The following is a 13,150-nucleotide window of genomic DNA, read 5'->3' on the forward strand; positions in this document are numbered from 1 at the left end:
TGAAGGATACTATTTTCAAATCATGGTGATTGTTGCATAAAGCGTGACATGTGATTCCACCATAACTCATCACATGAAAGAGAGGCAGCATGAATATGAAAGCAACTGGTATTGTTCGACGTATTGATGATTTGGGACGTGTTGTCATCCCGAAGGAAATTCGCAGAACCTTGCGAATAAGAGAAGGAGATCCTTTAGAAATTTTTGTCGATCGAGATGGAGAGGTCATCTTAAAGAAATACTCTCCGATTAGTGAACTCGGTGACTTTGCAAAAGAATATGCAGACGCTCTGTATGATAGTCTGGGCCATTCCGTTTTAATCTGTGACCGTGATGCATTTATAGCTGTATCAGGTAGCTCTAAAAAAGATTATTTAAATAAATCGGTTAGCGGCGAGATCGAAAAAGCGATGGACCATAGAAGCTCCATGATTTCGAAAGAATCGAAAAACTTTCAGCTGATTGACGGAATTGATGAGGAATTGGCCTCCTATACCGTTGCTCCTATTGTAGCCAATGGAGATCCGATTGGAGCTGTAGTCATTTATAGCAAAGAACAATCTATAGGAGATGTGGAGCACAAAGCTGCAGAAACAGCTGCCGGGTTTTTAGCCCGACAAATGGAGCATTAATATCTTATTTTTTAAGACGCATGCTTAACTCGGCATTAAGTCCCCTAAATTAAGTGGGGGAGAGAAAATATCCGATTTTAGGATAAGGCAATATAGCAAACGATAAGTTGAACAGCCCATTTTCGGGCTGTTCATTTTTTTCCTGCATGATCCGAAGCAAGGGCCGCGATTTCAAGGCTATGCTGTCGTATTCCTGCTTCGTCGAATCTTTATAAAACCCTATTTTATTGATGAGGCCAGGTTTCCGTTGTATGGTATAATCAGCTTGCCTCGTATTCTAGAGGCCAATTCAATTGCTTGGAAGTGTTCACGAATGAATGATCGTGTCTCCGCTAAGAAACATTGGTTGTTTCAAGGTGCGTTACTTTTAACGATAGCCGGTCTGGCTTCAAAAATTCTGGGTGCAGCCTATCGAATTCCTTTTCAAAATATTGCGGGAGATATCGGGTATTATATTTATCAACAGGTATATCCTTTTTTAGGGATTTCTGCAATGTTTGCTTCCTCTGCTTTTCCGGTGATTTTGTCTAAGCTTGTAGACCATTTTGGGGAAAATAACAGGGCAAAGGTGCTGTCCGTCTCGTTTCTGTATATGGCAGTGCTCGGCATGATCTTTTTTTCAGTCCTATTTTTCGGTGCTGACAGAATTGCTTACGGAATGGCTGATCCAAGGCTTGCCTCAGCGTTAAGAATTTCGGCGTTTCCTTTTTTGCTTTTTCCCTTTATAGCTTACATAAGAGGCTTTTTTCAAGGAAGTCAAGATATGCTTCCTACCGCGATATCACAAATAAGTGAACAATTTATCAGGGTACTAGTAATCATTCTTTTTTCTTACTGGCTTATTGCAAATGGACATTCCTTATATGATGCAGCAGCAGGGGCTGTATCGGGCTCTCTCATTGGCGGGATAGCTGCATTTGCTGTACTTGTTTTCTATTTCAGAAAAAAAGATCGTTTCCACCGGCAAAAACGGAAAGAATCAATTAGCACCTCCGCAATTGTAAAAGAGCTGATCGTTTATACATTTACAATCTGCACGAGCAGCCTGCTTTTGATCTTTGTACAATTAATTGATGCGCTTAATGTCTATGCACTCCTTACGGAAAACGGGAAACAGGTCATGGAAGCGAAGACGTTAAAAGGAGTGTATGACCGCGGCCAGCCTCTCCTCCAATTGGGAGGCGTTTTTGCGACAAGCATAGCGATTGCGCTCGTTCCCACGCTAGCCGCAGCTGCGAAAAACAAAACGAATACAGAAGAAGTGAGAAAGAAAATCCGCTTGTCTCTGAAGGCTTGCGCAGTGATTGGAGCAGGAGCCTCCGCAGGATTAATATGTATTTTAAAGCCTGTAAATATCATGCTGTTTGAAAATAGTGAGGGTACGGGCGTCCTGCAAATCTTTAGCTTGTCCATTCTATTTGCTTCCTTGGCCTTAACGTCTACCGCTGTTTTTCAAGGGCTTGGGAAGCCTGTATTCCCTGCTGTGGCGGTCCTTATCGGAATGGCTCTGAAGCTTTTGTTCAACTACCTTTTCATCCCGGCGCTTGGTATAAATGGAGCGGCACTGGCAACCGTTGGTTCATTTGCTTGTGTCGCCGGTCTCAATCTTTATCGTATGAGAGAAAAGGGCTGGCTGAGTTTTAAGGAATATCCTTTGTTGGCGCTCTTAGCTTCTGCACTTACCATGTGTCTCATATTAATTGTCTATACGTTTCTATTTGAATGGGTCTTTCCGGGTGAAGACAGGGGGATGGCAGTGATTGAAAGCTTGTCAGCACTCGGTATTGGCGGATGTGCTTTTCTTTATAGCATCTATAAGTTAAAGGTCTTTGCCGATGATGAGCTAAGCCGTGTACCGTTAGCAAAAAAAATAGAAAAGCAAAAGGAGGCGAATGAAGGTGGCAGGTAAAATTTCAGTAATTGGGCTTGGCGCGGGCGACTTGGATCAAATGCCCCTCGGTGTTTACAAGCGCTTAACCGACGCAGAAACGGTCTATGTAAGAACTTTTGACCACCCCGTAGTAAAGGAATTGGAAAAAGAGCATTCGACGTGGATGTCTTTTGACAATGTCTATAAAAAACATGAAAATTTTGACGATGTTTATATTGAAATTTGTGAGACATTGCTGGCTGAGGCGAAAGACAAGGAGGTTGTGTACGCCGTTCCCGGCCACCCGCTTGTCGCAGAAAAATCTGTCCAGCTGCTGCTTGAAAAAGAAACCGAGTCGCTGCGGATAGAAATCTACGGAGGCCAAAGCTTTCTTGATGCCACCTTTAACGCTCTGTCGATCGACCCAATTGAAGGCTTTCAGCTTGTTGACGCGGGCGACTTGTGCCCGGATGAATTACAGATAAGGCATCACGTGATCATTTGCCAGGTATATGACCGCCTTACCGCCTCAAATGTAAAGCTTTCACTAATGGAAAAGCTTCCAGATGATTATAAGGTCGCTTTGGTTACTGCAGCCGGCAGCACGGATGAAGACATTCGGTATGTACCGCTGTATGAACTCGATCGTGTCGCGGAAACTAGCAATTTGACGAGTGTATATGTTCCTCCGGTACGCGAGGAACATATACTCCACCAAGAGTTTTCATCGTTTCGCAAAGTCATTAAGGAGTTGCGCGGTCCAGGTGGCTGTCCGTGGGACAAGAAACAGACCCATCAGTCTTTAAAGCCATATATGATCGAAGAATGCTATGAATTGCTCGAAGCGATTGATGAGGAAGACGATGAACATATCGTTGAAGAGTTGGGCGATGTGATGCTCCAAGTCCTGCTTCATGCTCAGATCGGTGAAGACGAGGGATGGTTTTCAATCGATGATGTGATTAAAGGCATTACGGAGAAAATGATTAGACGGCATCCTCATGTGTTTGGCGATACGACGGCTGATAACGAGGCTGCGGTTCTGGAAAACTGGGAAAGCATAAAGAAACAAGAAAAACCAGATCAGGAGAAGCTGCTGTTGGATCATGTTCCGAAGACGCTGCCGGCTTTATCGAGAGCTTACCATCTTCAGAAAAAAGCGGCCAAAGCTGGCTTCGATTGGAAAGACGTCGGCGACATCTGGGATAAGGTCGACGAAGAAGTAAAAGAGTTTTTAAGAGAGGCAGAGTCGTTATCTGACACAAGAAAAATGAAGGATGAATTTGGTGACATACTTTTTGCTCTCATTAACGTCGGACGATTTTATAAAATCGAACCGGAAGAAGCCCTTGCGATGACAAATCATAAATTTTACAATCGATTTTCATATATAGAAAAACAAACGAATCAATCTGAAAAAAAGCTGGAAAACCTCACGCTTGAGGAAATGGATCAGCTTTGGGACGAAGCGAAGCAAAAGGAGAGAGAAGATTAACATGAGACTGGACAAATTTTTAAAGGTTTCCAGACTAATTAAAAGACGAACACTCGCCAAGGAAGTCGCAGACCAGGGAAGAATATCAATCAATGGAATACAAGCGAAGGCCAGCACCGATGTAAAAGCTGGTGACGAAATGGTCATCCGCTTCGGGCAGAAGCTTCTCACAGTAACCGTGAATGAGCTGAAGGATACAACAAAAAAAGAAGAAGCAGCCGGTATGTATACGATAACTAAGGAAGAAAAGCTCGGAGGAGAGTAAGGGGAGCGCGGGGGGCTTGTTCTAAACAGCCATTTTCCCTCATAGAATGCACTAACGTAAAACTAATGCATGGATATGGGGGATGGATGGATGAATTCATATTACAATCAGCAGAACAACCCTTCACAAGGGGTTTCTGATTTTGAGCATGATGTTACTATGAGAGGGAGAAAGCGTCTCGATATATCCGGAGTAAAACAAGTAGAGAGCTTTGACAGTGAAGAGTTTCTTTTAGAGACCGTCATGGGAATGCTGGCTGTCAGGGGAGAAAATCTGCAAATGAAAAACCTTGACGTTGAAAAGGGCATCGTCTCAATTAAAGGGAAAGTCTTTGACTTGATTTACTTGGATGAACAGCATGGGGAAAAAGCTAAGGGCTTCTTTAGCAAGTTGTTTAAATGACGCTATCGGTCCAATTTTACACCATGCTATCCATGGCGGGCATGGGACTTTGGCTGGGAGCTTCCCTTGATACCTACCGAATATTTGTGATTCGCAGCAAAACAGCGAATTGGCTTCTCATTTTTCATGATTTGCTGTTTTGGGCCATCCAAGGATTCTTGTTTTTTTATGTGCTGCTTCTCATAAATAAAGGTGAGCTGAGGATCTATATTTTTCTCGCTGTTCTGCTGGGATTTGCGACATACCAGAGTCTGTTTAAGCGAATGTATGTAACAACTATTCGATGGTGTATCCGCCTGGTCAATTCGATTTTTCAATTTTTATTAAAAACAGTGCGGATTCTGTTAATAAAGCCTGTATTCGGAATCATCCAATTTGCAATTGCTGTACTTCTCTTTCTAATTTATCGCATTCTTGATGTACTGAAGTTTATTTTCATTTTCTTGTATAAAATTATCTCTTTTTTGTTGTTTCCATTTTTCTTCCTGTTTAAGAAACTGCTTCCGAAGCGTTTTCAGGAAATTATCAAAAGGTTTTTTATAAAATCAGCAGGAATTATGGAAAAAGGAAAGAAATTATTGTTATCCATGAAAAAAGATAAGAAGTAACTGTCAAAAAAAGGAAGGAGGCCGTCGAAATGAATCCCTCGAGAAAAAGAAATATTACCCAATTACAAAATGACTATAAAGAACAAATGGAATTGAAACAACAGCACTACAAACGAAGGAGACGCGGTTTATACAGACGGCTTACCGCTTTCGGTATTTTAGTGCTTTTAGCAGCTGTTCTTATAGCCAGCTCCATCTATTCACAATCGTCCGCTTTAAATGCAAATGAAGCAAAGAAAGAAAAGCTTGCTAGGGAATTGAAGGAGATCAAAGGAAAGAAAGCAGATCTAAAAGAAGAAATCATAAATCTTCACGATGAGGATTATGTCTTAGATCTTGCTAGAAAAGATTATTATTTGTCCAAGGACAATGAAACCATTTTTAAAATAGATGAAGAGAACAAATAGCCTTGTTGACACATAAATTTTTTATTATGTATAATTAATAAAATGATTGATTTTGTTTTCGGAAAAAGATTTTTCCGATGCATATGAAAGCCATGTGTTTTTCAATTATGAAAACAGGCTTTCTAACAAGTCTAAGGAGGAGCACTTTTTTTATGTCCATCGAAGTTGGCAGCAAGTTGCAAGGGAAAGTAACAGGTATTACAAATTTCGGAGCGTTTGTTGAATTGCCCGGAGGCTCAACAGGTCTTGTTCATATCAGTGAGGTAGCCGATAATTATGTTAAGGATATTAATGAGCACTTAAAAGTCGGTGATCAGGTTGAAGTGAAAGTCATTAATGTTGAGAAGGATGGAAAAATAGGTCTGTCAATCAAAAAAGCAAAAGACCGTCCACAAGCTAGACCAAGAAATGATTTTCGCACAAAGGAAACATTCGAACAAAAAATGAACAAGTTTCTTAAAGATAGTGAAGATCGCTTATCGTCCCTGAAACGCAACACGGAATCCAAACGCGGAGGACGCGGAGCAAGAAGAGGATAACGAGCTGCTTTCTATATATACATCTTTAGCATCCGTCTTAATACCAACGGATGCTTTTATTTATATTTTTTTGCCCCCCCCCATAGATATCTGAAAATTAAAACTATGAATTGGGTATTGACGGGTATCTAAAACCTTTGTATTATAGTTCTTGTGCCTTTTCTAGTTTTTATGGCGGTGTAGCTCAGCTGGCTAGAGCGTACGGTTCATACCCGTGAGGTCGGGGGTTCGATCCCCTCCGCCGCTACCATATATTAAAAATGCACGGCCCGTTGGTCAAGCGGTTAAGACACCGCCCTTTCACGGCGGTAACACGGGTTCGAATCCCGTACGGGTCATCATAGGAAAATCGGTTCCAATTTCGGGACCGTTTTTTTTTGTTTTCATCGCCATTTTTTATCAAATGAAGAAGAAATAACTCGACTTACCAAGAGTCTTTATAGCTGGCTACATATCACGTCGAAGAGTTCTTTATTTTGCATCCTTGTTTTGACAAATTCCTTTTTATTCTTTCGCTATAATGACAAGCAAGATTTGTTATTCGGGGGGATGAAAGAATGGAAAAGATAGAGCGGAGTATTAATGATTCAGGCTTAGGGATGGAAAAGCTTTATGGATGGTTGCAAAAGCGGGTAAATGGTCTGTTTCATCATTTGCATTCGTTCTTTTTTTATAAAGGCTTTATATATGTCATCATTGGTTTTCTATTGGGACGAGCCTTCATTTTGTCTGAGGTTCTTCCATTTGCGCTGCCGTTTTACGGAGCGATGATCGTAATGAAAAGAGACAAATCTGTGCTTGCCTGCCTGTCATTGCTTGCTGGTGCACTAACGATCTCGCCTCAAAACTCATTATTTGTGATGTCCTCGATGATCATCTTTCTGCTTTTATCAAAGCTCATTTCTTTCATTTACGATGATCGAATCAAGACACTCCCTCTAATTGTGTTTTTCTCCATGGCGTTAACTCGAAGTATTTTTGTGTATACAGGCTCTGGTGCATTTTCTGCATACGATTATGTTATGGCGCTTGTGGAAGCGGGCCTGTCCTTTATTTTAACGCTTATTTTTCTCCAAAGCTTACCCATATTTACCGTTTCGAAAATGAAGCAGTCGCTTAAAGTGGAAGAAATCATCTGTTTTATGATATTGGTCGCCTCCGTGTTAACTGGATTGGCGGGCATCTCGTTTTACGGTTTGCAGACCGAGCACATTTTATCGCGTTACAGTGTTTTAACCTTCGCCTATATTGGAGGGGCAAGTATTGGTTGTACCGTAGGCGTCGTAACAGGCCTTATCCTTGGACTTGCAAATGTCGGAAATCTTTATCAGATTAGCCTGCTTGCATTCTCAGGGTTGCTCGGAGGCTTATTGAAAGAAGGCAGAAAAGCAGGTGCAGCCGTCGGGCTATTGATTGGTTCTCTCTTAATTTCCTTATATGGTGAAGGATCAGCAGCTCTGGCGACTACATTGTATGAATCGTTGATTGCCATCTTCCTATTTTTGCTGACTCCCAAACGATTTACGAAAAGGGTGGCCAAGTATATCCCGGGAACAGTCGAGCATGGACAGGAGCAGCAGCAATACGCCAGAAAAATCCGGGATGTAACGGCACATAAGGTCGATCAGTTTTCAAGTGTATTTCAAGCGCTTTCTGAAAGCTTCGCAGCGTTTCATCACACAGTAACCGATGAGAAAAAAGAACAGATAGAAACGGATAACTTTTTAAGTACGATTACAGAGCACTCCTGCCAGACGTGCTATAAGAAAAACCGCTGCTGGGTACAGAACTTTGATAAAACATATGATTTGATGAAGGCGGTTATGCAGGAAACAGAAGAAAAAACGTATCAAAAAAATCGAAAGCTGAAAAAAGAGTTTCAGCAGCACTGCTCAAAATCGAAGCAGCTGGAGGAATTGATCGAGGATGAACTAAAGCTTCAAAAGGCAAACGAAACACTTAAAAAACAGGTTCAGGATTCAAGGAGGCTCGTTGCTGAACAGTTGCTTGGTGTTTCCCAGGTTATGGAAGACTTTTCTCGGGAAATAAAAAGAGAACGGGAGCAGCATTTTCAACAGGAGGAGCAAATAAGAGATGCCCTGCAGAATTTTGGTATCGAAATTCAGCAGGTTGAGATTTACAGCCTAGAGCAGGGGAACATAGATATTGAAATGTTTATCCCCTATTGCAACGGCCATGGAGAGTGTGAAAAGATCATTGCTCCGATGCTTTCAGACATTCTGGAAGAACAAATTGTCGTAAAAGGAGAAAAGTGCGCCGGACATCCTAATGGATTCTGCCATGTTGCATTTGGTTCGTCGAAATCGTTCCGCGTTTTCACCGGAGTGGCACATGCAGCTAAAGGAGGCGGACTTATTTCCGGGGACAGCTTCAGCATGATGGAACTCGGTGTCGGTAAATTTGCCGCTGCCATTAGTGACGGAATGGGGAATGGCGCGAGGGCAAATTTTGAAAGCAACGAAACCATTAAGCTGCTGGAAAAAATCCTTGAATCGGGAATTGATGAAAAGGTTGCGATAAAAACGATTAATAGCATTTTATCTTTGCGCACAACGGATGAAATCTATTCGACCCTTGATTTATCCGTGATTGATTTACAAGATGCAACATGTAAATTTCTAAAGGTAGGATCTTCGCCAAGCTTTATCAAAAGGGGAGAACAGATCTTAAAGGTTCAGGCAAGCAATCTTCCAATCGGCATTATTAATGAGTTCGACGTGGAGGTCGTCACGCAGCAATTAAAGGCAGGGGATTTGTTAATCATGATGAGTGATGGGATTTTTGAAGGTCCAAAGCATGTAGAAAACCACGACCTATGGATGAAACGGAAGATAAAAGGAATAAAAACAGAGGAGCCTCAGGAAATCGCCGATCTTATTATGGAGGAGGTCATTCGAACGAGATCAGGAAAAATAGAAGATGATATGACGGTCGTGGTTACACGAATTGAACACAATACGCCGAAATGGACTTCTATTCCGGTGCCGTCCCATTATCAAAGAAAACAAGAGATTTCCTAAAACCACCGTATAATTCGAAATCCTTCTGGAGATGATGTTTGTAATTAAAAGATTACGCTACCAGGAGGAATAAAAGTGAAAGTTGGTCATTTAAATCAAATCCTGCTTATTACCGACGGCTGCTCGAATCAAGGTGAAGACCCCATTGCAATGGCTGCTCTGGCGAATGAACAGGGGATTACAGTGAATGTTATCGGAATTATGGAAGAGCATAGCAAAGACGAAAAAGCTTTGGATGAAGTGGAAGGAATTGCGCTTGCCGGAGGAGGCGTTAATCAAACCGTTTATGCCGCAGAGTTGTCACAAACGGTACAAATGGTTACCCAGAAAGCAATGAACCAAACGTTGAAAGGTGTGGTCAATAACGAGCTTAAACAAATCCTTGGCAAGCAAACGGAATTGGAAGAGCTTCCCCCAGAGAAACGCGGTGAAGTTATGGACGTAGTTGATGAGTTAGGGGAAACAATCCATCTGAGGGTGCTGGTACTTGTCGATACGAGCGCTAGTATGGGTCCTAAGCTGCAAACCGTAAAGGAAGCGTTATTTGATTTGTCTATCAGTTTGAATTCAAGAATAGGAGATAATGAATTTGCGATGTTTGTATTTCCCGGGAAAAAGCAGGAGGTGGAACGAGTCATGGATTGGACACCAAAGCTCGACTCTCTTTCGCCAATTTTCGCGAAATTGTCTACTGGAGGCATTACGCCGACAGGTCCCGCCATACGAGAAGCGATTTCATATTTTGGCTCGAATCGCTCAAGAAGGAGCATGCTGAGCAATGAAGAAAGCAGCCTCGATGGATTTGGCATGTAGCTTTAAGCCAGGTGATAGCTTAAAAGGGAAATGGAATCAAAATACGTATAGAATCATTAAGCAGCTTGGAAAGGGAGCAAACGGTGTGGTATACCTCGCTGTTTCGGCTAGAGGGCAAGTGGCCTTAAAGGTAAGCGACGACACGATGTCGATCACATCAGAAGTTAATGTATTAAAAGCTTTCTCAAAGGCCCGCTCTAAAGCGATGGGGCCTTCTTTGTTTGATGCAGACGACACGGTTTGCGGTTCTGCCAAGCAAACGATTTCCTTTTACGCAATGGAATATGTCCAAGGCCCTCTTTTGCAAGATTATGTGCAGAAAAGGGGTGAGGAATGGATCACTGTTTTGATGATTCAGCTGTTAACCGATTTATCCTTCCTTCATCAGGAAGGCTGGATTTTTGGTGATCTGAAGCCTGAAAATCTCATCGTTGCAGGTCCTCCAGCAAAAATCAGGTGCATTGACGTTGGAGGCACGACAAAGCAAGGCAGAGCGATAAAAGAATATACCGAGTTCTTTGATAGGGGCTATTGGGGTTTTGGAAGCCGAAAAGCCGAACCTACATACGATTTGTTTGCTGTAGCTATGATAATGATTAATTGCGTAGTGACACAAAAGTTTAAGAAGAGTGAACATCCAAAGGAACAGCTTTTCTCCGTCATCGAAAAAAACACGTACTTAAACAGATACAAACACGTGCTGCAATCTGCGCTGAGCGGCAGCTACTTATCGGCTGATGAGATGAGAAACGGGCTGCTGTCTGCCGGGCAAAAGGGGACAAACCGGGTAGTACGGCAGCAGAGCTATACACAAGGAAGCGGAAATAGCAGAACAACTCGTGTCCGTTCCCAAAGAAGCAGCAACCCAAATCGGATGGCAAAAAAACAGAAAACGAAAAAGCCGGGAGGCGGGATTGCAGAAACGATGCTGATTGTTATCAGTATTGTAGCCTTATATTTCGCTTATATTATTCTCTTTCTTGCATAGAATTATGATGAATATGTGAATTCGGGTACTTCTTCTTTGCAGGAGAAGATATAAAGTGATAGGATATGAATATCTTTACTATTCCACATGTTTTTAGACGGAGTTGACGCTGTGAAAAGTATCGTGGATTTTTTAAACAAACACCGTCTTTCATTAAAAAATAAAACAATAATTGTCGGCGTTTCCGGCGGGCCGGATTCAATCGCCCTTCTTCACGCCCTGAAAAGCACCATGCTGGGATCGTCCCGGCTCATTGCAGCTCATGTGGATCACATGTTCAGGGGAGAAGAGTCTGCAAAGGATCTTCGTTTTGTTCAAAGGTTTTGTGAATCGGAGAGCATAGATTGTGAAGCAGTTCAAATCGATGTTTCTCAATTTGCAAAAGAAAAGCAGATGAATAAGCAAGCGGCAGCCAGAGTGTGCAGATATCGTTTCTTTGAAGAAGTGATGAGAAAAAACAATGCATCCTTTCTTGCATTAGGCCACCACGGGGATGACCAGATCGAAACGATGCTGATGAGGCTTTCGAATGGCACAGTAGGGAAAGGCCTGTCAGGGATACAGCCTGTGCGTTCTTTCGGACCCGGTTGGATTATTCGTCCATTTCTCTCAATCTCAAAGGATGAGATCTTAGGCTATTGCCAGAGTCAAAATCTGGCGTATCGAACAGATCAAAGCAATTTTGAGGATGATTATACTCGAAACCGTTTTAGAAAGAATGTGCTGCCTTTTCTAAAAAGCGAATCGCCTAAGGTCCATAAGCATTTTCAGTATGCCAGTGAAACATTGGCAGATGATGAAACCTATTTGCAAGCATTAACAAAAGAGAAAATGAATAAAGTTATTAAAAATCAGTCTTCCCAATCGGTTGAGATTGATTTGAATCGTTTCGCTGAACTCCCTTTGCCTTTACAAAGAAGAGGGATTTTACTACTATTGAATTACCTTTATGAAAACGTTCCGTTAACGTTTGCATCCATACATATCGAGACGTTTCTGGAATTTGTCTCCCAAAATAAATCTTCAGGCTCCCTCGATTTTCCAAATGGATTAAAGGTGATCAAGTCTTACGGGTCTTGTATTTTTTCTTTTAATCATTCTTTGAATGAACACAACTCATTTTTTTTTCAAATAGATCGACTGAAAGATTGCCGGCTGCAGCTTCCGAATAGTTCATTTCTGGAATTCAGCACGCGAGAGGATCAATCAACTGGCCAAGAAAAAAACACATTTGTTATTAGCCTTAGCAAAACGCCGTTTCCCTTATATGTTCGAAGCAGAAAAACAGGGGACAGGATGAAAGTTAAAGGAATGAACGGGTCAAAAAAAGTGAAGGATATATTTATTGATGAAAAGATTCCTCGATCCCAAAGGGACTATTGGCCAATTGTAACGAACGCAAATCATGAAATTATCTGGCTGCCCGGCTTGAAAAAATCAGTTTTTGAGGAGGCTGACGCTTCAATCAATGACCGGGTTGTAATAAAATATAGACAGCATGAAAACTGTAGGGGGCAATTATACGAATGAAGCATGATATTGAACGGATTTTAATTTCAGAAGAGGAGATAGAAAAAAAGGTAAAAGAGCTCGGGGCGGCTTTAACAGAGGAATATGATGGCCGGTTTCCTCTTGCGATTGGCGTTTTAAAAGGAGCCATGCCTTTTATGGCTGATCTTCTAAAAAATATCGATACATATTTAGAAATGGATTTTATGGATGTATCGAGTTATGGAAATTCTACAGTCTCTACTGGAGAAGTGAAAATCGTTAAAGACCTGGATACCTCAGTGGAAGGGCGCCATATTTTGATCATAGAAGACATCATCGACAGCGGCTTGACCTTAAGCTATTTAGTGGAACTGTTCCGTTACAGAAAAGCCGAATCAATTAAAATCGTCACTCTTCTCGATAAGCCAAGCGGAAGAAAAGCCGATATACAAGCTGACTATGTAGGGTTTGAAGTTCCTGATGCATTTGTCGTCGGTTATGGCTTGGATTACGCGGAAAGGTACAGGAATTTACCGTATATCGGAATCCTGAAACCAGAAGTTTATGAGAGCTAACCTGGCGATAGCTGCAAGCAAGGA

General features: G+C 41.9%; 13 protein-coding genes and 2 tRNA genes. All 15 read left to right on the forward strand.

Annotation, left to right across the window (positions count from 1 at the left end):
• Positions 1-95 precede the first annotated feature (95 nt).
• The 15 genes from spoVT to hpt all read left to right on the forward strand — a co-directional run bounded on the left by spoVT (position 96) and on the right by hpt (position 13,126).
• A complete protein-coding gene (spoVT, locus tag AM592_RS18240) occupies positions 96-632 on the forward strand; it encodes a stage V sporulation protein T (RefSeq protein ID WP_053606171.1) in 537 nt (178 codons plus the stop codon).
• 313 nt (positions 633-945) lie between these two features.
• On the forward strand, positions 946-2,541 hold the full coding sequence (locus AM592_RS18245; protein WP_053605115.1) for a putative polysaccharide biosynthesis protein: 1,596 nt from the start codon (positions 946-948) through the stop codon (positions 2,539-2,541).
• A complete protein-coding gene (locus AM592_RS18250) occupies positions 2,531-3,997 on the forward strand; it encodes a bifunctional methyltransferase/pyrophosphohydrolase YabN (protein WP_053605116.1) in 1,467 nt (488 codons plus the stop codon). The genes AM592_RS18245 and AM592_RS18250 overlap by 11 nt, the downstream gene beginning before the upstream one ends.
• Position 3,998: 1 nt before the next feature.
• Positions 3,999-4,262 carry an RNA-binding S4 domain-containing protein gene (locus AM592_RS18255; protein ID WP_053605117.1) on the forward strand — a complete coding sequence of 88 codons (264 nt, stop codon included), beginning with the start codon at positions 3,999-4,001 and terminating at the stop codon, positions 4,260-4,262.
• A gap of 90 nt (positions 4,263-4,352) precedes the next feature.
• Positions 4,353-4,664, forward strand: a complete 312-nt coding sequence (gene yabP, locus AM592_RS18260) for a sporulation protein YabP (protein ID WP_053605118.1) — start codon at positions 4,353-4,355, stop codon at positions 4,662-4,664.
• Positions 4,661-5,272: a spore cortex biosynthesis protein YabQ gene (gene yabQ, locus AM592_RS18265; protein WP_053605119.1), complete on the forward strand. Its 612-nt coding sequence runs from the start codon at positions 4,661-4,663 to the stop codon at positions 5,270-5,272. Before yabP ends, yabQ begins: the two co-directional genes overlap by 4 nt.
• Before the next feature lie 29 nt (positions 5,273-5,301).
• Positions 5,302-5,679, forward strand: coding sequence for an FtsB family cell division protein (locus tag AM592_RS18270; protein WP_053605120.1), 378 nt, complete (start codon positions 5,302-5,304; stop codon positions 5,677-5,679).
• Positions 5,680-5,831: 152 nt separating this feature from the next.
• The gene (locus tag AM592_RS18275; protein WP_053605121.1) at positions 5,832-6,218 is read left to right on the forward strand and encodes a S1 domain-containing RNA-binding protein; all 387 of its coding nucleotides are present in this window, start codon (positions 5,832-5,834) and stop codon (positions 6,216-6,218) included.
• A 173-nt stretch (positions 6,219-6,391) separates the two neighbouring features.
• Positions 6,392-6,468: transfer RNA gene (locus tag AM592_RS18280), tRNA-Met, on the forward strand.
• Between the two features lie 16 nt (positions 6,469-6,484).
• A tRNA-Glu gene (locus AM592_RS18285) sits at positions 6,485-6,556 on the forward strand.
• 219 nt (positions 6,557-6,775) lie between these two features.
• Entirely contained in the window at positions 6,776-9,259 is a 2,484-nt protein-coding gene (spoIIE, locus tag AM592_RS18290) for a stage II sporulation protein E (RefSeq protein WP_053605122.1), read from the forward strand.
• Positions 9,260-9,334: 75 nt separating this feature from the next.
• The gene (locus AM592_RS18295; RefSeq protein WP_053605123.1) at positions 9,335-10,072 is read left to right on the forward strand and encodes a vWA domain-containing protein; all 738 of its coding nucleotides are present in this window, start codon (positions 9,335-9,337) and stop codon (positions 10,070-10,072) included.
• Positions 10,038-11,060 (forward strand): protein kinase domain-containing protein, encoded by a 1,023-nt coding sequence (locus AM592_RS18300; protein WP_053605124.1) that lies wholly within the window; start codon positions 10,038-10,040, stop codon positions 11,058-11,060. Before AM592_RS18295 ends, AM592_RS18300 begins: the two co-directional genes overlap by 35 nt.
• Positions 11,061-11,171: 111 nt before the next feature.
• Positions 11,172-12,590 (forward strand): tRNA lysidine(34) synthetase TilS, encoded by a 1,419-nt coding sequence (gene tilS / locus AM592_RS18305; RefSeq protein ID WP_053605125.1) that lies wholly within the window; start codon positions 11,172-11,174, stop codon positions 12,588-12,590.
• Positions 12,587-13,126: a hypoxanthine phosphoribosyltransferase gene (hpt, locus tag AM592_RS18310; RefSeq protein WP_053605126.1), complete on the forward strand. Its 540-nt coding sequence runs from the start codon at positions 12,587-12,589 to the stop codon at positions 13,124-13,126. Before tilS ends, hpt begins: the two co-directional genes overlap by 4 nt.
• Positions 13,127-13,150 lie beyond the last annotated feature (24 nt).

Origin of the sequence: Bacillus gobiensis (assembly GCF_001278705.1) — a bacterium.
Lineage (GTDB): Bacteria > Bacillota > Bacilli > Bacillales > Bacillaceae > Bacillus > Bacillus gobiensis.